General features: G+C 66.6%; 17 protein-coding genes. 8 read left to right on the plus strand and 9 right to left on the minus strand.

The features are described 5' to 3' along the window. Positions 1 to 221: 221 nt before the first annotated feature. Both QMZ26_RS08320 and mqo read right to left on the minus strand, forming a co-directional pair. Entirely contained in the window at positions 222 to 2,417 is a 2,196-nt protein-coding gene (locus tag QMZ26_RS08320) for a TonB-dependent siderophore receptor (protein ID WP_283221163.1), read from the minus strand. Between the two features lie 255 nt (positions 2,418 to 2,672). Continuing rightward, positions 2,673 to 4,361, minus strand: a complete 1,689-nt coding sequence (gene mqo, locus QMZ26_RS08325; protein ID WP_283221164.1) for a malate dehydrogenase (quinone) — start codon at positions 4,359 to 4,361, stop codon at positions 2,673 to 2,675. A 216-nt stretch (positions 4,362 to 4,577) separates the two neighbouring features. Between mqo and QMZ26_RS08330 the strand changes: the two genes are divergently transcribed. The 3 genes from QMZ26_RS08330 to QMZ26_RS08340 are packed head-to-tail and all read left to right on the plus strand — an operon-like array spanning position 4,578 to position 6,674. Next, positions 4,578 to 5,669, plus strand: coding sequence for a PAAR domain-containing protein (locus tag QMZ26_RS08330; RefSeq protein ID WP_283221165.1), 1,092 nt, complete (start codon positions 4,578 to 4,580; stop codon positions 5,667 to 5,669). Then, positions 5,654 to 6,166 (plus strand): hypothetical protein, encoded by a 513-nt coding sequence (locus QMZ26_RS08335; RefSeq protein ID WP_283221166.1) that lies wholly within the window; start codon positions 5,654 to 5,656, stop codon positions 6,164 to 6,166. The genes QMZ26_RS08330 and QMZ26_RS08335 overlap by 16 nt, the downstream gene beginning before the upstream one ends. A 16-nt stretch (positions 6,167 to 6,182) precedes the next feature. Further along, positions 6,183 to 6,674, plus strand: coding sequence for a hypothetical protein (locus tag QMZ26_RS08340; protein WP_283221167.1), 492 nt, complete (start codon positions 6,183 to 6,185; stop codon positions 6,672 to 6,674). A 48-nt stretch (positions 6,675 to 6,722) separates the two neighbouring features. On the opposite strand, the gene QMZ26_RS08345 is transcribed toward QMZ26_RS08340, so the two are convergent. From QMZ26_RS08345 to QMZ26_RS08365, 5 genes are all read right to left on the minus strand, one after another. Next, the gene (locus QMZ26_RS08345) at positions 6,723 to 7,217 is read right to left on the minus strand and encodes a hypothetical protein (RefSeq protein WP_283221168.1); all 495 of its coding nucleotides are present in this window, start codon (positions 7,215 to 7,217) and stop codon (positions 6,723 to 6,725) included. A gap of 61 nt (positions 7,218 to 7,278) precedes the next feature. Further along, entirely contained in the window at positions 7,279 to 7,725 is a 447-nt protein-coding gene (locus QMZ26_RS08350) for a GNAT family N-acetyltransferase (protein WP_283221169.1), read from the minus strand. A gap of 43 nt (positions 7,726 to 7,768) precedes the next feature. Then, entirely contained in the window at positions 7,769 to 8,353 is a 585-nt protein-coding gene (locus QMZ26_RS08355) for a hypothetical protein (protein ID WP_283221170.1), read from the minus strand. 83 nt (positions 8,354 to 8,436) lie between these two features. Then, on the minus strand, positions 8,437 to 8,871 hold the full coding sequence (locus tag QMZ26_RS08360) for a hypothetical protein (RefSeq protein WP_283221171.1): 435 nt from the start codon (positions 8,869 to 8,871) through the stop codon (positions 8,437 to 8,439). A 473-nt stretch (positions 8,872 to 9,344) separates the two neighbouring features. After that, a complete protein-coding gene (locus tag QMZ26_RS08365) occupies positions 9,345 to 10,250 on the minus strand; it encodes a LysR family transcriptional regulator ArgP (protein ID WP_283221172.1) in 906 nt (301 codons plus the stop codon). Positions 10,251 to 10,387: 137 nt separating this feature from the next. Here QMZ26_RS08365 and QMZ26_RS08370 point away from each other — a divergent pair, with 137 nt between their 5' ends. The 3 genes from QMZ26_RS08370 (at position 10,388) to QMZ26_RS08380 (ending at position 15,252) form a co-directional block, all read left to right on the plus strand. Beyond that, positions 10,388 to 11,023, plus strand: a complete 636-nt coding sequence (locus QMZ26_RS08370) for a LysE family transporter (protein WP_079221037.1) — start codon at positions 10,388 to 10,390, stop codon at positions 11,021 to 11,023. Between the two features lie 181 nt (positions 11,024 to 11,204). Further along, positions 11,205 to 13,193 (plus strand): S9 family peptidase, encoded by a 1,989-nt coding sequence (locus QMZ26_RS08375; RefSeq protein ID WP_283221173.1) that lies wholly within the window; start codon positions 11,205 to 11,207, stop codon positions 13,191 to 13,193. A 70-nt stretch (positions 13,194 to 13,263) separates the two neighbouring features. Beyond that, on the plus strand, positions 13,264 to 15,252 hold the full coding sequence (locus QMZ26_RS08380; RefSeq protein WP_283221174.1) for a prolyl oligopeptidase family serine peptidase: 1,989 nt from the start codon (positions 13,264 to 13,266) through the stop codon (positions 15,250 to 15,252). 22 nt (positions 15,253 to 15,274) lie between these two features. On the opposite strand, the gene QMZ26_RS08385 is transcribed toward QMZ26_RS08380, so the two are convergent. After that, the gene (locus QMZ26_RS08385; protein ID WP_283221175.1) at positions 15,275 to 17,029 is read right to left on the minus strand and encodes an oligopeptide:H+ symporter; all 1,755 of its coding nucleotides are present in this window, start codon (positions 17,027 to 17,029) and stop codon (positions 15,275 to 15,277) included. Between the two features lie 128 nt (positions 17,030 to 17,157). Continuing rightward, a complete protein-coding gene (locus QMZ26_RS08390) occupies positions 17,158 to 18,306 on the minus strand; it encodes a heparan-alpha-glucosaminide N-acetyltransferase domain-containing protein (RefSeq protein ID WP_283221176.1) in 1,149 nt (382 codons plus the stop codon). A 199-nt stretch (positions 18,307 to 18,505) separates the two neighbouring features. On the opposite strand from QMZ26_RS08390, the gene QMZ26_RS08395 reads away from it, so the two are divergent. Together QMZ26_RS08395 and QMZ26_RS08400 are read left to right on the plus strand one after the other, a co-directional pair. Next, positions 18,506 to 20,470, plus strand: a complete 1,965-nt coding sequence (locus QMZ26_RS08395; protein ID WP_283221177.1) for an oligopeptide transporter, OPT family — start codon at positions 18,506 to 18,508, stop codon at positions 20,468 to 20,470. Positions 20,471 to 20,672: 202 nt separating this feature from the next. Then, positions 20,673 to 22,751, plus strand: a complete 2,079-nt coding sequence (locus QMZ26_RS08400) for a S9 family peptidase (protein ID WP_283221178.1) — start codon at positions 20,673 to 20,675, stop codon at positions 22,749 to 22,751. Positions 22,752 to 22,810 lie beyond the last annotated feature (59 nt).

The raw sequence follows: 22,810 nt of genomic DNA on the forward strand, positions 1-22,810 counted from the left end.
GGCCCGGTGTGGGGTCAGAGCCCTTTCCTGTGGAAAGGGATCCGACCCCGGGCATGACAGTGCCGACCAACGGTCGGCACCCACCGGGATTGCGCAGTAGATCCACGCCATGCGTGGATGGGGGCCCGGTGTGGGGTCAGAGCCCTTTCCTGTGGAAAGGGATCCGACCCCGGGCATGACAGTGCCGACCAACGGTCGGCACCCACCGTTCTGCAGGCGCTTTAGAACTTCCAGCGCAGGCTGGCCGCCACGAAGCGCGGTTCGCCGTAGTTGTTGTAGTCCAGGTTGGCCCAGTAGGTCTTGTCCAGCGCGTTGCGCACGCTCAGCGTCGCCGTCCAGTTGTCGCTGATGCGGTAGTTGGCGTTGAACTGCACCAGCGCGTACGCCGGCTGGTTCACCGTCACCGTGCCGCCCAGCGGATACGGGATGTTGTAGCCCTGCACCTTGCTCTGCCACTGCACGCCGGCACCCACGCTCAGGCGGTCCAGCGCGCCGGGCAGGCGCACCTGGGTGTTCAGCTGCAGCAGGTCTTCGGCCGGGTTGGCATACAGCAGGTCGGTGGTGGCGCGGGTCACCTTGACGTGGGTGTAGCCGGCGTTGACCGTCCAGCCCGGCAGGATCTCGCCGTTGACGTCCACTTCCCAGCCACGCGCCTTGGTGCCGTTCACGCCGATGTAGGCCGAGGTGCCATCGCTGAGCGAATTGTCCGGCACGCTCATGTCACGCACCGCGTAGTTGTCCTGCTTGGCTTCGAACACCGCGGCGTTGGCGGTCAGGCGGCCATCCAGCCACTGCGTCTTGATGCCCGCTTCGACGTTCGAACCCTGCACCGGGGCCAGCAGGTTCTCGTTCTTGTCCTTGAAATTCTGCGGGTTGAAGATCTCGGTGTAGCTGGCATACGCCGATACGTTCGGGGTGATGTCGTACACCAGGCCCACGTACGGGGTCACTTCATCGCTGACTTTGTAGGCGCCGCTGGTGCCGGTGTAGGCGCCGGTGGTGCTGTACGAACGGCTGAGGGTCTGCCAGCGGCTCAGGCGCGCGCCGGCAATCAGCGACAGCGGATCGGCCAGGCGCAGGCGGGTGGCCAGGTAGATGCCGCTCTGGGTGGTCTTGGCCACGCGGCGCCCACCGGTACGGGTGTAGGTCACCTCGGAAATGTCGCCATTCCAGTCGTACACGTTGGGGATGTAGTAGCAGCGATCGCCGCCGCAGCGTGCCCAGTCGGTGGGGAAGTTGAGCGTGGTGGTGTGGGTGGTGGCTTCCAGGTCCGACCACTGGGTGCCCAGGGTCACGTCGTGCTCGCGGCCGAACAGGTTGAAGGTGCCGGTCAGGTAGGCATCGACGTTGCGGCGGGTGTCTTCGGCATCGCCGGCGGCGGCGCGCAGGAAGATGCCCGAGCCGTCCACCGGGTTCGGGTTGCCGGTGCCGTACAGGCGCACGTTCTGAACGTTGCCGCGGGTGTAGGAGGTGTTGATCTTCAGCAGCCAGTCGTCACCGAAGCGCTGCTCCAGGTTGGCGAACACGGTGCTGGTTTCGCGCTGCCAGTAGCTCCACTTCGGCGACAGGTTGGTCGAGCGCGGCAGGTGGGCGAAATTGCCCTGGCTGTCGAAGAACGGCACGGTGCCCCAGGTCGAACCCACCGGGTTGTTGTCCTGGGTCTGGTAGCCGACGGTGACGGTGGTGCTGTCGGTCAGGTCGCCTTCCAGCACGGCCATGCCCGCCATCTTGTCTTCCTTGTAGCGGTCGTAATAGAAATCACGATCGGTATAGGCGGCGACCACGCGGCTGCGGAAGCGGCCGTCGGCGGTCAGCGGCGCGGTCACGTCGGCCTCCATGCGGCGGTAATCCCAGCTGCCGGCGCTGACCGAGAACGAGGCATCGAACTCCTTGCCCGGGCGCTTGCGCAGCAGGTTCACCGTGGCCGACGGCACGCCGGCGCCGCTGAGCAGGCCATTGGCACCGCGGATCACTTCCACGCGGTCGTAGAAGGCGGTGTCGTATTCCTGGTTGGTCGAACCGCTGTAGGTCGGGATGCCGTCGACCTGGAAATCGGTGATGGCAAAACCACGCGCGTAGTACAGCGGGCGCTGGGTGTCATAGAAGGACACGCTGACGCCGGTGACGTTGCGCATCACGTCGTTGATGCTGAACAGCGATTCGTTCTGCAGGCGCTCCAGGCCGATCACCGTGGACGACTGCGGGGTTTCCTGCAGCGTGATCGGCAGGCGGGTAGTGCTCGACGGCGGCGCCGACTGCTCGGCGCGCACGCTCACCCGGTCCAGGGTCTTGGCGTCGGAGGCATCGGCACCTGCGTCGGCAGCCGAAGCGGCGGGCGCGGCCACGGCAAGGCAGGACAGCAGGGCGGCCGGCAGCAGCGCACGGCGGGGCAGGGAAGAACGGGCAGGCAGGGTCATGGAAAGCTCGAGGACGTGGGCGGGGGGAGGCAGCCGTCAACCAGCACCCGGGCGGCGGCATCGGGTGGGCTCAGATCCATCTGGGGGCATGCGGGCGTCGTGCGGGACGCAAATGTAAATCGTTCTTAACAACATTACAATTCGTGACACGGCGAATTGGTCTTTGCGCATCCAGAAGGGGGCAGCGCCCTGGGCCCACAAACGCGAACGGCCACCCGAAGGTGGCCGTCCGTGTCCTGCGTTGAACGTGCGGGCTTACAGCGCCTGCAGTTCCTCGTTGGCGTTGCGCTTTTCCGGCGCGGCCGGGGCAGTGGCCGGGGCCAGCGCCGGCGTCGCGGCGTTCTCCAGCGGCACCTCCAGGTAGGGCAGGTGCAGGCTCTGGCTGGTCAGCGTGCGGATCTCGTTGGTCAGCGCTGCGCTGTCGTTGAGCTTGCGGCCGTACGACGGCACGATCTCGCGCAGGCGGGTCTCCCAGCCGGCCTTCATCTGCTCCGGGAAGGCCTTGGCCATCAGGTCCAGCATGATCGGCGGCGAGGTCGAGGCACCCGGCGAAGCACCCAGCAGGGCGGCCAGGGTGTGGTCCTTGTCGGTCACGATCTCGGTGCCGAACTGCAGCACCGGGCCCTTCAGCGGGTCGCGCTTGATGATCTGCACGCGCTGGCCGGCGGTCACCAGCTTCCAGTCAGTGGGCTTGGCGTTGGGGAAGTACTTCACCAGTTCGGCCTGGCGGTCGGCATCGTCCAGGCGTGCCTGGCCCATCAGGTACTGCACCAGGTCCAGGTTGTCCTTGCCCACCGACAGCATCGGGCCGACGTTGTTGTGGTTGACCGACGAATACAGGTCCCACCACGAGCCGTGCTTGAGGAACTTGGTGCTGTACAGGGCGAACGGCCCGAACAGGATCACCGGCTTGCCGTCCAGCTTGCGCGCATCAAGGTGCGGCACCGACATCGGCGGCGAGCCGGTTTCGGCCATGCCGTAAGCCTTCACGTGGTGGCGCGAGGTCACGTCCGCGCCCTGGAACGCCAGGAACTGGCCGCCCACCGGGAAGCCGGCGTAATCCTTCGATTCGGGAATGCCGGACATCTGCAGCAGCTTCAGCGCGGCGCCACCGGCACCGATGAACACGAAGCGCGCATGGATAGTGGTCTCGGTGCCGGCCTTGAGGTCCTTCACCGTCACGTTCCAGCTCTTGTCGGCGTTCTGCCGCAGGGCGCGCACTTCATGGTTGAGGTGCAGGCCGAAGTTCGGGCTGCGCTGCAGGCCGGCGGTCAGCTGGCGGGTGATCACGCCGAAGTTGACGTCGGTACCCAGCGGCATCCAGGTCGCAGCGACCTTCTGCTTCGGGTCGCGGCCTTCCATCAGCAGCGGTGCCCACTGCTTGATCTGTGCCGGGTCCTCCGAGTACTGCATGCCGTGGAACAGCGGGTTCTTCACCAGCGCCTGCTGGCGCTTGTGCAGGTAGGCGATGTTGTCATCGCCCCAGACGAAGCTCATGTGCGGGGTCGGGTTGATGAAGTCGCTGGGCTGGCTCAGCCGGCCTTCCTTCACCTGGTGCGACCAGAACTGGCGCGAGACCTCGAACGATTCGGCGATGCCGACCGCGCGCTTGGTCTCGATGCTGCCGTCGGGCAGTTCCGGGGTGTAGTTCAGTTCGGCGAATGCCGAGTGGCCGGTGCCGGCGTTGTTCCAGCCGTCCGAGCTTTCGCCGGCGACCGTGTCCAGCCGCTCGTAGACCTGGATGTTCCAGTCCGGCTGCAGTTCCTGCAGGTAGGTGGCCAGGGTGACGCTCATGATGCCGGCGCCGACCAGGACGACGTCGACCGGCTTGTCGTTGCTGGCGGCGGGCACCGAGCGCTGGGTCAGCGGCCAGTACAGGAACAGCGCGGCGGCCAGCAACAGCAGCACGAGCAGGGCGATAAGAGCCTTGCCAAATTTCTTCATGGGAATGACTTGGGCGTGGGGAAGGGAGCAGGATGCGCGCGGTGACGGCAAATGGCGTGAAGAAACAATGCCTTGCAGCACCCTGTCGGGATTTTAACCCTTTCTGGTCTTGTTTTGGTGCGATGCAGCATCCCGCTCATCGGGCCACCGCGTTACACTAGGCGGCTGATACCCCGCAACGACCGGCCACGGAGGGGCCGCGCACCGATGTCACGGATGCTGATCGTAGTTGGCGACGCCCTGCAGACGGGCGGCTCGGTCCTTTCAGGGTCGCCCCATACCGATATCGAAGGCCGCGCGGTTGCCCGCGTCGGGGACCGGGTGATCTGTGCCCGCCACGGGCCGGGTTCCATCGTCAGTGGCGATGCGAGCTTGGTGATCGACGGCCAGCCGGTGGCGCGCGATGGCGACAAGGCCAGTTGTGGCTGCGCCCTGGTGGCGGGCCAGCAGCAGCGTGCGCATGTCGTTGCCGGCGGTGGTGGTGGCAGTGCGGGTGGAAAGTCGATGGCCGCTCTTGGTGCAGTTGCTTCGGTCGCAAAGGTGTTAATGAAGAAGCCGGAGCTGAGGACGCCGGGTTTTGCGCCGCCAGGCACCGAGGCACCGCAGTGCTGGGTGCGTGATCATGAGGTTCTGGTCGACCGCGATATCGACGGACGCTATTACCAGACCACCGAGCTGGACGGCACACGCGTCCCGCTGATCTCGAGGGTAACCTTCCGGATTCGGGTGCCCCTCAAGTCGGAAGGGGATGCCCTCGTGTTCATCCGGGCCCGAGCAGTTGCGCAGCCGGGTGTCAGCAGCGCGCAGTTGGAAACCGCCAAGCGGCAGATGCAGGAAGGTATCGACAGGCACTGGAACGGCAAGCTGCGGCTGTCGGTGAATGATCCCTTGTGCGGAATCCGTACCTTCCCCATCCGCTATGCAGTGGAATGGGATGCGCCTTCGCACGACTATACGGTGCGTGTGCATACCCGCTTTGATCGGGAGCAGCTCGACTATCCCGTAGTGGATGTATCCATCGCGACGGACCTGCTCACGTTCGCCCATGAGTTCGGCCATTGCGTTGGCCTGCCTGACGAGTATTCCTATGCGCCAGAGACGTGGAATGTGCAGTACGTTCGCCCCGATGGCAGCTTGGATGCCAACAAGATCGTCGCCTTGCCGGCTGAAGACGATCCGGGCGAGGATGAGACCATCATGTCGTCCAGCGAAGTGATCAGGCCCTTCCATGCCTGGTCCGTGGCGCTGGAGGTACGGGAGCTGTTGACCCGCGAAATCGGCCGGGAGATCACATGCGACATTATCTGACTCTTGCTCCACTCCTTGTTTTCTTCGCCGTACCCCAAGCTACCGCAACTGACAGTGAGCCGCCTGCGATGATCGTTCTCAATGCCCGCTGCATCGACAACCCCACCTGCCGTTTCACTGGCGAGGAGATCGTGGTCGAACTCGAACTGCGCAATGATGGACGGGAGAGCGTGCAGCTGCCCATCCGATACCTGCATCGCATGGGGCCCCGCGTCCAGGTGATGGACAACCACTCCGGCAAATCGACCTGGCTGCGCACGCCTCATCCGGATCGATCTCTGGTCAACGAACTCGAAGCGCTCGCGCCGGGTCAGTCCATCCGGATGACACGATCAGTCATGCCGGAGCTGCTGCAGTCGTTCGCTCTTCACCCGATCGATGTGAGCGTCGAGTTCTCCCTCAACCTGGTGCCGCAGAAGCCGCGCGAAGAAATGGAACTGGTAAAGAGCCGGGTTCGTATCGCGCAGCAGCCGGAGGATCGCCAATCCGGTAAGTAAGCGTTCGGGAGATCACATGCCCCGTCTCATGATCACCCTTGCCCTCGCCGCCCCTCTCGCCGTATCCGGCCAGGAAACGTTCCACGGACTCGAACTTCGAGCGCGCTGCATCGACAATGCCCCCTGCCACTTCCTCGGTGAGGACATCCGCGTGGAACTGGAACTGCGCAATACCGGCAGCGAGGACGTGCAGGTGCCGGCCGAGTTCTACCGCCGTCGCGGGCCCAGCGTGAAGCTGGTGGACCGCCACTCGGGCAAGGAAACGTCGCTGGCCATCAATCCGCCCGACGCGCGCCTGCTCAAGTCACCGCAGACGCTGCGGCCGGGGCAGTCCTTCCGGTTCCCCTGGCGCATCCTGCCAACGGAAATCAGCCATTTCGCCCTGCGCCCGATCGACGTGTCGGCGGTGTTCAGCGTCAACCTGACGCCGGGTGTACGCGGTGGGCAGGCCCGCATCGTCAGCAGCGAGCTGCGCATCACCGACCCGGCTGGCAGCGCGTCGCGCTGAGCCGGACTGCTTACCCGGCAGCGCGCGCAGGTTGGGGCCGCGCGGACATCATTCCGCCGGTTCAGCGTCGACCACTTTCAACTGCGCCTGGATCCGTTGCGCATCGGCGCCGTGTGCGCCGGGCGTCAGGTTGACCGAGAACTGCAGCGTCACGTCCATCGGGCGCAGGGCAAATCGTGTCAGCTCCTGCGGCTTGATCGGGAAGCCGATGCGCAGGGACTGGCCCGCACGCAGCTCCTGCATCTGGTCCCGCAACGCAGCGGCGGCCATGCCGCTGTGCAGGGATGCCGACTTCCCGGAAGCATTGTCTTTCACCTTGACCGAGGGGCCGCGGCTGCGAATGTATTCCAAGGGCAGCGTCACGGACTCGCTGCCTGCATTGCGCAGTTCCAGTTCCACATTGAGCGTGTCGCCACGGAAACGGCACCGCGCATCGTCGACGCAGCGCGCATGAAGTTCGATCCCGGAAAGAGCTTCTTTGCTGTAAGCAGGCGGCGTAGTGGCAGTAATGATGGCGATCAGCGAGATCACGCGGCGGTCCATTTTGTCTCCTTGGCGATCTTGAGGCCTAGCAGCCCCAGCGATAGCGTCAGCTGGCCAGGCGTCAGCCCAGTGCAAGAATCTCGTCACCGGCCTCGTCCACCTCACCGGTCGGTCGCCAGCCCAGAAAGCGATAGAACCCGTGCGAGCGGGACTGCGGATCGGCCGAGCAGGCCAGGAACAGGCGCGAATGCCCGGCCGCATGGGCAAGCTCGACCACCTCCTGCAACAGTCGCTTGCCGATGCCCCGGCCTTCGTAGTCCGGCAGCAGGGCCAGTACCAGCACTTCGCCACTGTCGCGGTCGGCGAAGCCGTAGCCGACCACGGTACCGTTGTCTTCGGCGATGCGGCCGATGAAGTCACCCTCGGCGATGCCGGCGGCCCAGCTGTCCACGGTGATGCCCAGTTCGGCCAGCTGTGCGGCGCTGAAGGCGTTCTCGCGGGTGCGCCCGCGCAGGTCGATGCAGGCGGCCGCATCATGGGGTCGTGCAGGGCGGTAGTGGATCGGCATCCGTGCTCCTTCGGTGGCGCCGGGCGATGCCGGGCGCGGGTGTTCAATCACTGCCAATGGTGAAGTATTCCGCGGCGAAATAGCCAATCTGGTAGGCCAGTGCCACCCCGGCCAGCACCATCTGTGCGCGCGCCGTGCGCAGGTTCCAGCCCAGCACACATACCACCAGCATCAGCGCCGTGTGCAACGGATAGGCCTCGCCCAGCAGCCGCCAGCGACTCTGCCCCTTGATCGCGGTATCCACCAGGTCCAGCAGGGTCAGCGTGGCGATCACGCTGAAGATCCAGCGCCGGCGGTGCATGAGGTACGTGCCGTAGCTGCCGTATTCGCGCAGGTCATCGGGAAACAGCAGGGCGCACAGCAGGAACCAGGTGGCGCCGTAGCCGATCACGAACAGGTAGGTCTCGAACGTCCAGCGGTGCACCTCGATCAGGCGGAATTCCCACCACCAGAAGGTGACCAGCGAAACCAGCGTCCACGTGACCCAGCACAGGTGCAGGGCAGAGCAGCCACGCCGCTGCGGGTGCTCGATGATCTGCGCAAGGCCCTTCAGCAGCGTGGTGATCGACAGGCCCAGGATGATGCCCATCACCACGCGGATATGCAGGAATACCGGTTCGGTCTGCATCACCCAGCTCCCTCGTCGGTTACGGTGATGCTGGCACAGAAACGGGTCTTGCGGGATCCGGCCCCGTGCCGACCTGCAACCGGTCAGGCGGGAATCAGCCCATTCTTGCGGAGAAGGCCTAGAAGGGTTTCGCCTTCTTCATCTGCGTCAAAAATGTCCTCGCCGTCCAGCGCGTATGCCCGGATGAGGAGATCCAACGCTTGCTTTCGGCTACCAAGTGCTTCGCAGCATTGCCCTGCGCGATAGAGTATGAACGGGTTTACCTGTCCGTCAGGCCCGTTCATGGCATCCATGAAGCAATCGAACGATTGGGCGACCTTGCCAAGTGAAAAGAACGCGTCTCCCAGTGATGCACAGAGCCAGGTATAGGCCTCCCATTGCTCTTTGGGCGATGGGAGAAGGGACAACGCGCTGCTCCAGGAAACGATCGCACCAGCCGGATCTTCATTGTCCATCAGGTCGTTTCCCTGTTCGGACAACTCGGTGATTCGTTCGTACAGTTCGTCTGGAAGTTCCATGTATCACTTCGTTTCCGGAATCAAGCCGTCCAGCCTAGGGTGTCCCTTGGCTGAAGTCGCGTGGCGATTCCGATAGTTGGTGACGTTATCGGCTCAACTTTCCCTCAGCCCGTAGCAGAGTGGGAAAGGTCAGCCATTCAGCCTGCATCTGTGGCAAGTAGACCTGATCCGGTCGTCGCTGTGCATTCGACAATCAAGCGGATGGGGTCAGAGCCCGCTGCGCAGCAACAGGATCCGGCCCCGTGCCGACCAACGGTCGGCACCCACCAACAGCAGGCCCCACCAACAGCAGGTACCCACCAACAGCAGGTACCCACCAGCAGCAGGCACCCACCAGCAGCAGGCACCCACCAGCAGCAGGCACCCACCAGCAGCAGGTACCCACCAGCAGCAGGTACCCACCAGCAGCAGGTACCCACCAGCAGCAGGCACCCACCAACAGCAGGCACCCAGGGCGGCAGCCCCCCCCCGCCTCACCGCCTGCGCCGGACCAGCGTGCTCGATGCCTCCAGCACCGCCTGGGTCAGCAGGGCCATCGTCTGCACATCGCCCTTCCAGTGCTGCCAGTACAGCGGCACGTCCTCCCACGCGCGCTGCCGCACATAGACCAGGCGCCCGGCATCCAGGTGGCGCTTGACCAGCGGCAGCGGGTTCATCGTCCAGCCCAGCCCGCCCAGGTTGGCCTGTACGAAGGCCCGGGTGGACGGAATCCACCACGTCGGCGCCGTGCTGGGCAGCTCATCGCCAGCCATCCGCCGGGCGAAGCGTGACTGCATGTCGTCCTTGCGGTTGAACACCAGCACCGGGGCCTGCGCCAGCGCCTGCGCGGTCACTCCCTTGGCGAAATGGCGCTCGCGGAACTCCGGGGTGCAGGTGGCCGCATAGCGGATGCTGCCCAGCGCATGGATCTGGCAGCCCTGCACCGGCTCGTCCAGCGTGGTCACCGCGCCCAGCACCGTGCCCTGGCGCAGCAGCTCCACCGTGTGGTCCTGGTCCTCCACGCGCAGGTCGAGGGTGGTGCCGGTGCGCTGCGCGAACTGCTGCGCGGCCTGCGGAAACCAGGTTTCCAGGCTGTCGTGGTTCACCGCCACCGGGATGCTGGCCTGTGGCAGGTCCTCGTCGGCCAGGCCCATGCGGTGCAGGGCGTCGTGCTCCAGCAGCGCGGTCTGTTCAGCCAGCTGCACCAGCAGCTGGCCCTCGGCGGTGGCGGTGGCCGGCGTGCCACGCTTCACCAGCAGGCGGCCGATCCGGTCCTCCAGCGCTTTCACCCGCTGCGAGATGGCCGAGGGGGTGACATTGAGCGACTGCGCGGCGCGGTCGAAGCTGCCTTCGCGGATGACCGCGGCCAGGGCCCGCAGCTGGGCATGGTCGATGCGCATCGAATTAAGCTCCGCTAATGTTGGTTTAGTGAGTTTAGCTCGTCTTTTAAATGTTGCGGCGCGACAATGGCGCCCGTACCGGTGCTGTCCGCCTCCGCGAGGCACCGTCCCCCCAGCAAGACAAGGCAGTGAATCCCATGTTCTCGGTCATCTCCGCCAGCACCGGCCTCGGTGCCTGGTTCTCTGGTGCAGCTACCGGCGTCGGCCTGTTCGCCGTGGTCGGTGCCCAGAGCGCCTTCATCCTGCGCCAGGGCATCCTGCGCAAGCACATCGTGCCGGTGGTCGCCACCTGTGCGGCCATCGATGCGATCTTCATCTTCGCCAGCGTAGCCGGCCTGCGCACGCTCACCTCGGCGCTGCCGTGGCTGACCAGTGCCGTGCTGTGGACCGGTGTGGCCTTCCTGGCCTGGTATGCGGTCAAGTCCGCGCGCCGTGCCTTCGCCGGTGGTGGTGGCATGGGCGAGGCTGACAGTGACGACGGCAGCCGCCGCGCGGTGCTGCTGGCCGCGGTCGGCTTCTCGCTCATCAACCCGCATTTCTGGCTGGACATGATGGTGATCGGCTCGATTGCCGAGAACTTCGGCAATGCGCGCATGGCGTTCGCCGCCGGCGTGGTCACCGCCAGCTGCCTGTGGCTGACCGCACAGGGCCTGGGTGCCCGCCTGCTGGCACCGCTGTTCACCAAGCCCAGCACCTGGCGCGTGCTCGACGGCACCATCGCCGTCATCCTCAGCATCCTGGCCCTCACCCTGGCGGTGCGCGGGGTCCACTGAGCCCGGCGCAGGCCATCCCGAACCCCACGTCCTTACTCTCTCCAAGGTAGTGGCAGCGACGGCACCGGCAACGGTGCCGTCGTTTTTTCTGCCGTTGCTGCACCGCCACTGGCGGCGATGGCCGCCGCCTGCCTAGAATCGCGGAGGCTGGACAGGGTGTCCGGCAGCAACAGGGGGAAGGATGCGCAGGATGATGAGTGCCGCGCTGTTGTGCGCGGTGGCCGGTGGGGTATCGGCCGGTAGCGGCGGGGTGGACCTGGACCGGTACCTGAAGCAGGAATCGTTCACCGATGTAAAGCTGTCACCCGGGGGTGACTATCTGGCCGCGACGGTGCCGCTGGAGGATGCGACTGCGCTGGTGATCCTGCGTACCTCCGACCGCAAGCCGGCAGGCGTCTTCCGGCCCCAGGCGAAGAATCATGCCAACAGCTTCGACTGGGTGAGCAACGACCGCGTGCTGGTCGGCCTGGCCGAAAAATGGGGCGCGCTGGACCAGCCGCGGCCCACCGGCGAACTGTATGCGGTCAACGCCGATGGCAACCGCGGCGAGCTGCTGGTCGGCTACCGCGTGCAGGGCCGCGGCCTCGGTACGCGCATCCAGCCGAAGAAGGTCGAGGATGTCGCGGCCTTCCTCACCGACGACCTGCCCGGTGACGACCGCAACGTCCTCATCGCCGTGTGGCCGTTTTCCGATGAGCCCTATACCCGTGTCGAGCGGCTGGACGTACAGACCGGGCAGCGCGTGCGCGTCTCCGGCTCGCCCGTGAAGCGTGCCGACTTCAGCACCGATGCGCAGGGCAACGTACGCTTCGCCCACGGTGCCGCATCGGACAACATCAGCAAGCTCTATTACCGCGCCAGCAATGGCGCGCAGTGGGAGCTGATCAACGATGAAGGCCTGACCCACCGGGTCGATACCCCGATCGGTTTTTCCGCCGATGGCACGCTGGCCTACCTGCAGGTGCAGCAGCCGCAGGGCCCCGATGCGATCGTCAGCTGGAACCCGCAGACCCGAGAGCGCGTGCAGGTGCTGCGCGACGAGCAGTTCGATCCTTCCCGGGTGATCTACCAGCCCGGCACCCGTGTCCCGGTCGGTGCCCTGATCCTGGGCGACACCCCGCGCACCCGTTTCTTTGACGAGCAGGGCCCGGACGCGCGGCAGTACCGCAGCCTGGAAGCCGCCTTCGGTGGTCCGGTGTTCATCACGTCCAGCACCCGCGATGGCAGCAAGGTGGTGGTCCAGACGTGGTCGGGCAGCATTCCGGGCGAGTTCTATCTGTACGACACCAAGGCGAAGAACGCCGAGTTCCTCATCAGCCGCAGTGAGTGGATCGACCCCAAGGCTGCCGCCAGCGTGCGTCCGTTCTCGCTGAAGTCGCGCGACGGGCTCACCCTGCATGGCTTCCTGACCCTGCCGCACGGCAGTGACGGCCGCAACCTGCCGATGGTGGTGGTGCCACACGGCGGGCCGATCAACGTCTTCGACGACGGCAGCTACGATCCGGAAACGCAGCTGCTGGCGGATGCCGGCTACGCCGTGCTGCAGGTCAACTTCCGCGGCTCGGGCAACCAGGGGCGCGCGTTCAAGCAATTGGCGGCCGAGCAGTGGGGCAGGACCATGCAGGACGATGTGACCGACGCGACCCGCTGGGCCATCGCCGAAGGCATCGCCAACAAGGACCGCATCTGCATCTACGGTGCCAGCTACGGTGGCTATGCGGCGCTGATGGGCACCATCCGCGAGCCGGGGCTGTACCAGTGTGCGGCGGGCTACGTCGGCATCTACGACCTGCCGTTACGCTTCACCAAGGGCGCGGCGCAGTCGGCCGACTGGGTTATGACCTGGTTGCGCGACTGGATGGGTGATCCCAAGACCCTTGGCGCCTATTCGCCAACGACGCTGGCCGCGCAGGTGAAGGTGCCGGTGTTCCTGGCCGCCGGTGGTGAAGACCAGAACGCCCCCATCGAGCACACCAAGCGCATGGAGGCGGCACTGAAGAAGGTCGGTTCGCCGGTCGAGGCGCTGTACTACAGCACCGAGGGGCATGGCTTCTACCGCCCCGAGCACCGCCGCGAGTACTACACCCGCCTGCTGGCATTCCTGTCCAACAGCCTGGGTGGGGCCACTGCCAGTGCGGCCGCGCCGACGGGCAGCGGCAAGGCTCCGTAAGTCCAACCGCGCACGCCGCGCGTGCGCTTCAGCATGCCGGGCAGCCACGGCTGCCCGGCCAGGGGACACCATGAAATCTTCTTTCCTGCTGGCCGGGATGCTGGCGCTGTGTGGCGCCGGCCAGGCCCGTTCGGCCGAGCTCGCGCTGGACGACTACCTGCGCCGCGCCGAGTTCAATGACATCCAGCTCTCGCCCAGCGGCGAGTACCTGGCGATGACCCTGCCGCTGGAAGATGCGACCGCCGTCGCCATCCTGCGCACCAGCACCATGGAACTGGTCGGCAACTTCCGGCCGCCGCGCAACAACCACGCCGACAGCGTCGACTGGGTCAGTGACAACCGCCTGCTGATCGGCCTGGCCGAGAAGTGGGGCGCGCTGGACGCGCCGAGGCCCACCGGCGAGCTGTATGCCATGGACGCCAACGGCAAGCGCGGTGACCTGCTGGTCGGCTATCGCGCACGCCCGGACGAGCCGGGCCTGGTCAGCGGCCGCAGGGTGGAGCCGGTGGCGGCCTTCCTCGCCGACCCGCTGCAGGGCGATGACCGCAACGTGCTGATCTCGCTGTGGCCGTTTGCCAATGACACCAGTGCACGGCTGGAACGGTTGGATGTGGTCACCGGCCGCCGCGTGCTGGTCTCGCGCTCGCCGGTGCAGCGGGCCACGTTCACCACCGACAACGCGGGCGTGCTGCGCTTCGCCCGTGGCGCTGGCGAAGACAACGTCAACAAGCTCTATTACCGCCAAGATGACGGCCGCTGGACGCTGCTCAACGATGAAGACAGCAGCTACCGCATCGAACGTCCGATCGGTTTTTCCGCCGACAACCAGCTGGCCTACCTGGTGGTGCAGCAGGCCAGCGGGCCCGATGTGGTGGTCAGCTGGAATCCGCAGACCAACGAACGCCGCACCCTGCTGCAGGATGCAGAGGTCGATCCGACCTACATCATCCACCAGCCGGGCACGCGGGTGCCGGTCGGTGTGCAGTTCGTGGGTGCGGCGCCGCGCAGCGCGTTCTTCGATGAGCAGTCGCCCACCGCGCGCATCCAGCGCATGCTGGAAAAAGCCTTCCCTGGCCACGTGGTCAGCCTGTTGTCGGCCACCCGTGACAATGCGCGCATCCTGGTCAAGGTCGACTCGGGACACAATCCCGGTGACTGGTTCCTGTTCAATACGGTCACCCGCGAAGCGGCGTTCCTGACCGCGCGCAACCGCTGGTTCGACCGCGACGGCGGTGCCAGCGTGCGTCCTGTCACCCTGGCCGCACGCGATGGCATGCCGTTGCACGGCTTCCTTACCGTGCCCCACGGCAGCGATGGCCGCGGGCTGCCGATGGTGGTGAAGCCGCATGGAGGCCCCATCGGCGAGTTCGACGACGGCAGCTTCGAGCGCGACAACCAGTTGCTGGCGGCGGCCGGCTATGCGGTGCTGCAGGTCAACTTCCGGGGCTCGGGCAATCATGGCCGCGCGCACACCCAGGCCGCCGCGAAACAATGGGGCCGCGCCATGCAGGACGATGTCACCGATGCCACGCGCTGGGCCATCGCCGAAGGCATCGCCGATGCACGGCGCATCTGCATCTACGGCGCCAGCTACGGCGCGTACTCCGCGCTGATGGGGGTCGCCCGCGAGCCGGCGCTGTACCGCTGCGCGGCCGGCTATGTGGGCGTGTACGACCTGCCGCTGATGTTCAAGCGCGGCGATGTGCAGGACCGCACCTCGGGCGTGAACTACCTGCGCGACTGGCTGGGCGAGCCGGCAACGCTGGCGGAGGTTTCGCCGGTGAACCTGGCCGCCCGGATCAAGGTGCCGGTGCTGCTGGCGGCGGGGCGCGAAGACCAGCGTGCGCCGGTGCAGCACACCGAGCGCATGGAAGCGGCGTTGAAGCAGGCCGGGGTGCCGGTGGAAGCGGCCTACTACGCGCGCGAAGGGCACGGCCTGTATGGCGAGGCGAACCGGCGCGACTACTACACCCGGCTGCTGGCGTTCCTCGCACGCAGCCTGGGGGGCGCCACCGCCGCAACTGCACCTGCAGCGGCGGGCAAGGCCAAGGCGCCCTGAGCGGGCGCCGGTGCAACGGGGTCTACTTGACCCCGTGCATCATCCGCTTCAGCAGTGGCGCGGCGATGAAGGCCAGCACCGCACAACCCAGGCCGATCCACATCAGCAGCCAGAACAGGTGCGCGTACGCCCCGGCGGCAGCCACCCTGTCCAGCGTCTCGCCTTCGGGCACCTCGATCGCTGCCAGCTTGCCGAACAGTGCGGCCAGCGTTTCGGAGAACGCGGTCGCCAGGAACCAGGTGCCCATCATCAGGCTCATCACCCGCGGCACGGCCAGCTGGGTCACCGCCGACAGGCCGACCGGCGACAGGCACATTTCGCCACTGGCCAGCAGGAAGTAGGCCAGCACCAGCCACCACACGCTGGCCATTTCACCGGTGGCGCCCACCTGCTGCGCAGCCACCGCCAGCGGCACGAACGAAAGCGCGCCGATCACCAGGCCCCAGGCCGACTTCACCGGCTTGCCCGGCTCCCAGCCGCGGCGATCCATCCAGGTCCACAGCGCAGCGAAGGCCGGCGCCAGCAGCACCAGGAACAGGCCGCCGAGGTAGGTCAGCGAGCCGGCGGTCTGCGGAATCACCAGGCAGTCGCGCACCAGCAGCACCAGCATCAGCGCCACGATGGCGATGAAGAACGCGCGCGGTGCGTTCGAGCCCGGACGGCGCTCGGACAGGCGCGCGCTGACCACGAAGCCCAGCGGGGCCAGCAGCAGTGAGACGATCGACCACGGCAGCGGGGTGCCACCGGTGATGACCAGGGCCGGCACGATGTCCTTGGTCAGTAGGCGGTCGGTGAAGGTGACCCACGAGCCGTAGGACTGCTCGTACATCGTGAAGAACACCAGCGCCATGAAGATCAGCACCATCAGCGCGATCATCTGCTGGCGCTGCACCGGCGTGCACTTGCTGCCGGTGAACCACGCAAACCAGACCAGCACGCCGCCCAGCACCACCAGCATCAGCATCAGTGCCAGGCTGATTTCGCCGCCCAAGGCGAAGGCGCCATTGCCGGCCGCCCACATCAGCCACGCCACCGGCAGCACGCCGATCACGGCGCACAGATAGATCAGCCATTCGCGCGGCAGGCCCAGCACCTTCTGCTTCAGTGCGGCCGGCTGCGGCGGTTCGGCGTGGCCCTGCAGGTACTTCTGGCCCCACAGGAACATGGCCAGGCCGGCCAGCATGCCGATGCCGGCCGCGCCGAAGCCGTACTTCCAGCCATAGGCCTCGCCGAGGAAGCCGCAGACCAGCGAGGAGAACAGCGCGCCGAGGTTGATGCCGGCATAGAACAGCGAGAAGCCCGAATCGCGGCGCGGGTCGTCCTGCGGGTAGAGCTTGCCGACGATGGTGGAGATGTTCGGCTTGAGGAAGCCGACGCCCATGATGATCAGCGCCAGCGACAGGTAGGTCACGGCCAGCGCCGAGGTATCGCGCACCACCTCACCATTGACCCGGTACGCGGCATGGCCCTCAAAGGCCATGCCCAGGTGGCCCAGCACCAGCAGGATGCCGCCGAACAGCACGGCCCGGCGCATGCCCAGCCAGCGGTCGGCGAGCATGCCGCCGAACACGGGGATGCAGTACACCAGGCCGCCATAGGCACCGAGCAGGTCCAGGCCGGCCTTGTCGCCGAACAGGTGGTACTTGGTGAGGTAGAGCAGCAGCAGCGCCTTCATCCCGTAGAAGGAGAAGCGCTCCCACATTTCGGTGAAGAAGCAGACGTAGACGCCTTTCGGGTGGCCGAGGAAGTCGTCGGAAGCGATAGCGGCAGAATTCATCGGCGGATTATAGGCGCGTGCCGGGTAGCGCCGGGCCATGCCCGGCGACCCTACGCAACGCCGGGCATGGCCTGACGACCCCACTAGATCCACGCCATGCGTGGATGGCGCTCATCCCGCGCGGTCGATTACAGGTAGCGCAGCCAGGCCAGGTCGCGGCGGCGCGCCTTGAACCGGCCGAACAGCAGCGTCGGCGGGTACATCGCCACCGCCAGCGCGCAGGCCACCAGCAGCAGGCCGGCCACCGAATCCAGCGCGTACAGGCTGCCGTGGGTGGGCCCCCAGATGGCCAGCGCGGCCACGTACAGCAGCTTCAGCACGTACAGGTGCAGCAGGTAGAAGAACATCGGCGCCGCACCGATGTCGGCCAGCGGGCGCAGGGCGCGGGCCACCGGCGGCCATTCGTACAGGCGCAGCAGCAGCAGGCCCACGCCCAGGGTCAGCAGCAGGAACTGCAGCGACGGCGGGTACTTGGTCACGTTGAACACGCTCATCCAGGTGCGCAGGACGCTGTCCTGGTGCTGCCACGGCGCCTCGCCGTAACCGTTGGCCAGACGCAGCAGGGCGAAGGCCGCCAGTGCACCCAGCCCGGCCCACAGCAGCCAGCGCTGGCGCTGCACCGGGTCGCGGTCGCGGGCGAACCACGGCCCCAGCAGGTAGCCCAGCACGATCACGCCAATCCACGGCAGTACCGGGTAGGACGTACGCAGGCGCAGCACGCCGGTCTCGATCCAGTCGCGCTGGTGCAGCACTTTCCACAGCACGGCCAGCACGCCGTTGCCGTCCACGCGCACGCCATCGAACAGGTTGTGGCCGGCCACCAGCAGCACGCCCAGCACCAGCAGCGCCGGGCGCGGCAGCCACAGCAGGCCGGCCAGCGCGATCATGCTCAGGCCGATGGCCCAGATCACCTGCAGGTACAGCGTGTCCGGCGGGAACTGGAAGGTCCAAGCGAAGTTGACCAGGGTCAGTTCCAGCACGACCAGGAACAGGCCGCGCTTGAGCAGGAAGGCGGCGATGGCGCGGCGCGGGTCGGCCTGGCGCTGGCCGTACAGCCACGCCGACAGGCCGGTAAGCAGCACGAACACCGGGGCGCACAGGTGCGCCAGCAGGCGGCAGGCAAACAGGGCAGGGGACACGTTGGCCGCATCCATCGGATCGCCGACCTGGTGCTGCAGGAAGAAGGTCTCGCGCACGTGGTCAAGCAGCATCAGCAGCATGACGGTGCCGCGCAGCTGGTCGATGGAGGCCAGCCGTGGGGAGGGGGAAGGGGGCATGTGGAGCAACGGCTGGCTACAACATAAAGATATAACATATCATTTGCAGGGCGGCCAGTCCGGCTTTGCTGCATCGGCCGGTTGCCTGTGCACGTCCGCGGCCGTTGCACTGCAGCACCCGGCCCCATCCTTTGGCACGCTGGACTTGCTCTGCCCTGAACGCTAGCGTGGCAGGGATTTTTTGCCAGCAGGGGCTTCCATGAACCATGACGCTGCGCCCAAGCAGCTCACCTTCCGCGCAGTGGCCCTGGCCATCGTGCTGGCGGTGGTGCTGTCGGCGGCCAACGCCTACCTCGGTCTGTTCGCAGGCCTGACCATCGCCACCGCCATTCCCGCGGCGGTCATTTCCATGGGCGTGCTGCGCCTGCTGGGCGGTGGTTCCATCCTCGAAAACAACATCGTCCAGACCGGCGCCTCGGCCGGTTCGTCCATCGCCGCCGGTGTCATCTTCACCATCCCGGCGCTGGTCATCATGGGCTACTGGCCGGACTTCAAGTACTGGTGGGTGCTGGGCATCGCCGGCCTGGGCGGCCTGCTGGGCGTGCTGTTCTCGGTGCCGCTGCGCCGTTCGATGATCGTCGAAGACCCGCTGCCGTTCCCGGAAGGCAAGGCCGCGGCCGAAGTGCTCAAGGCCGGTGAGAACCCCGGCCCGGGCCTGAAGATCCTCGGCCTGTCGGCTGTCATCGGCGCCTTCGTCAAGCTGGCCGCCGAAAGCGGCCTGCGCCTGATCCCCGATGCCTGGTCGACCTCGGCCTACGTCGGCAGCTCCAAGATCACCGCCTTCATCGGCACCAACCTGTCGCCGGCCCTGCTGGGCGTGGGCTACATCGTTGGCCTGAACGTCGGCATCGTGGTCGTGTCCGGTTCGATCCTGACCTGGCACATCGCCATCCCGATCTACCAGGCGTTCTTCATGAACACCGATCCGGCCCTGGCCGCGTCGGTCGCCGCCGCCTCGTCCACCGAGGCCGCGTTCGCCATCTGGGGCGCGAAGATGCGCTACCTCGGCGTCGGCGCGATGCTGATCGGCGGCATCTGGACCCTGATCTCGCTGCGCAAGTCGCTGCTGAACGGCGTCAAGAGCGGCTTTGCCGCCGCGCGCAAGAGTGGCGGCCCGGTGCTGGCCCATACCGAACGCGACCTGCCGATGAAGTGGATGCTGGTGGCCCTGGTGGTCTTCGTGCTGCCGCTGCTGGCCCTGTACCAGGCCATCGTCGGCCAGTGGCACGTGTCGATCCCGATGACCATCATCATGATCGTCGCCGGCTTCCTGTTCGTATCGGTCTCGGCTTACCTGGCCGGCCTGATCGGTTCGTCCAACAACCCGGTCTCGGGCATCACCATCTCCACCATCCTGTTCGCTTCGGCCGTGCTGGTGGTGCTGCTGGGCGCCGACGGCCTCAAGCCGGTCGGTGCCGGTGGTGCGCCGCTGGGTGCGGTGGCCGCCATCATGATCGGCGCGGTGGTCTGCTGCGCCGCCGCGGTGGGCGGTGACAACCTGCAGGACCTCAAGGCCGGCTACATCATCGGTGCCACCCCGTGGAAGCAGCAGCTGATGCTGGGCATCGGCGCGTTCTCGTGCGCGCTGATCATGGCCCCGGTGCTGAACCTGCTGGCGACCGCCTACGGCATCGGCGTGAAGTCCGAGCTGCACCCGAACGCGCTGGCCGCCCCGCAGGCGAACCTGATGGCGTCGGTGGCCAAGGGCCTGTTCGGTGGCGAACTGCCGTGGACCTTCATCGGCATCGGTGCCGTGGTCGGTGCGGTCATCATCGCCTTCGACAGCTGGCTGAAGTCGCGCAATTCGCGCTTCCGCGTGCCGGTGCTGGCCGCCGCCATCGGTATCTACCTGCCGCTGGAACTGATGGTGCCGATCTTCCTGGGTGGCCTGATCGCCTACCTGGTCGAGCGCTTCCACAAGGTGCGTGGCGATGACGAAGAAGGCCGCGACCGCGTGCACAAGCCGGGCGTGCTGTTCGCCGCCGGCCTGATCACCGGCGAGGCCCTGATGGGTATCGCCATTGCCGTGCCGATCGTGGTCAGCAGCCGCGCCGACGTGCTGGCCCTGCCGTTCCACCTGCCGGCCGCGCAGTGGTTCGGCCTGGCCGTGCTGTTCCTGGTGGGCCTGCTGATCTACCGCACCGGCAAGCGCGCCATGGCGTAAGGGAATGGGGTAGTGCCGGCCGCTGGCCGGCAACCCAGGCAGATTGCCGGCCAGCGGCCGGCACTACCGCAGACCGCGCTACGGCGCGGTTTGCTTTTTCTGGCGGCGCGGCAACCCCGGCCGGGCGGCCATGACCGATGGCCTTGGCAGCCCCGCCCGCACGGGCCTACCATCGGTTTTTTGCCGTCCTGCGGAGACCTCGATGAAACTGCGTCATGCCCTGCTGCCACTGAGCCTGCTGGCCGCCCTGCCCAGCGTCGCCGCTGCCCGTGGCCTGGAAGTCCGCGACATGGTGGCCATGGATCGCGTCTCCGCCCCGGTCCTGACCGCCGACGGCGGCACCGTGGTGTTTGCCAAGCGCAGCACCGATGCCAACCTCAAGTCCAGCACCGCGCTGTTCGCGCGCAACCTGCGCACCCGCGATGCGGCACCGCCGAAGCAGATCACCCCGGCCGGCTGGAACGTCAACTCGGCTTCGCTCTCGGCCGACGGCCAGACCGTGTACTTCCTCAGCGCCAGGAACGGCAGCCAGCAGCTGTACGCACAGGCCCTCAGCGGCGGCACCCCGCGCCAGCTGACCGATTTCGCGGTGGACGTGGACAGCTACCACGTCTCGCCGCAGGACGACCGCGTGCTGTTCAGCGCCGGCGTGTTCCAAGCCTGTGCCTCGGACCTGGCCTGCACCGAGAAGAAGCTCAAGGACGTGGCCGATGCCAAGGCCAGCGGCAAGGTCTTCGATTCGCTGTTCGTGCGCCATTGGGACACCTGGAACGATGGCCGCCGCAACACCCTGTTCGTGGCCCCGCTGCCGGCGGCCAAGGCCGGCCCGGTGAAGGGCGCCTCGGCGCTGAGCGCGACCATCGACGGCGACGCACCGTCCAAGCCGTTCGGCGGCAATGACGATTTCACCTGGTCGCCGGACGGCGCCAGCGTGGTCGCCAGCATCCGCGTGGCCGGCAAGCAGGAACCGTGGTCGACCAACTTCGACCTGTACCGCTTCGATGCCGCCGGCAAGCAGGCGCCGGTCAACCTGACCGCCGCCAACCCCGCGTGGGATGCCGGCCCGGTGTTCAGCGCCGATGGCAAGACCCTGTTCTACCGCGCCATGAAGCGCCCGGGCTTCGAAGCGGACCGCTTCGGCCTGATGGCGATGGACGTGGCCACCGGCAAGACCCGCGAGATCGCCCCGCAGTGGGATCGTTCGGCCGGTGAGATCAACCTCTCCGCCGATGGCACCAGCATCTACACCACCACCGATGACCTGGGCGAGCACCCGCTGTTCCAGATCGACGTGGCCAGCGGCAAGGCCACCAAGGTCATCGGCGATGGCACCGTGTCTGCGGTCAGCGTGGCCGGCAACAGTGTGGCCATCACCCGCAACAGCCTGAAGAGCAATGACCAGGTGCTGGTTGGCATGCTGCCGGCTGCCGGCCAGCCGATCGGCGAACTGCGCGCGCTGACTCCGGCCGCCGGCGACGTGCTGAAGGACGTCAACTTCGGCGACTTCGAACAGTTCGAGTTCAAGGGCTGGAACAACGACACCGTGCACGGCTACGTGGTCAAGCCGCACAACTACCAGGAAGGCAAGTCCTACCCGGTCGCGTTCCTCATCCACGGCGGCCCGCAGGGTAGCTTCGGCAACGGCTGGAGCTACCGCTGGAACCCGCAGACCTACACCGGCCAGGGCTACGCCGTGGTCATGATCGATTTCCACGGTTCCACCGGCTACGGCCAGGCCTTCACCGATGCGATCAGCCAGCACTGGGGCGACCGCCCGCTGGAAGACCTGCAGAAGGGCTGGAGCGCGGCGCTGAAGAAGTATTCCTTCCTCAACGGTGACAAGGCCTGCGCACTGGGCGCCAGCTACGGCGGCTTCATGGTCAACTGGATCGCCGGCAACTGGAACAGCCCGTTCAAGTGCCTGGTCAACCACGACGGCGTGTTCGACCAGCGCATGATGGGCTACGCCACCGAAGAACTGTGGTTCACCGAGTGGGAGCAGGGCGGCACGCCGTACGAGAAGGCAGCCAACTTCGAGAAGTTCAACCCGGTCAATCACGTGGCCGACTGGAAGAAGCCGATCCTGGTCATCCACGGCCAGCAGGACTTCCGCATTCCGGTCGAGCAGGGCCTGGCCGCGTTCACCGCCGCCCAGCGCCAGGGCATCGAATCGAAGTTCCTGTACTTCCCGGACGAGAACCACTGGGTGCTGAAGCCGAACAACAGCATCCTGTGGCATGACACCGTCAACGCCTGGCTGAAGCAGCACATCGGCGAATAAGCGTTACCGGCGCCGCCCTTCGGGGCGGCGCTTTCGTTTTCGCCGGTGGGTGGTGGCCG

Source organism: Stenotrophomonas sp. PFBMAA-4 (assembly GCF_030053215.1).
Classification (GTDB): Bacteria; Pseudomonadota; Gammaproteobacteria; order Xanthomonadales; family Xanthomonadaceae; genus Stenotrophomonas.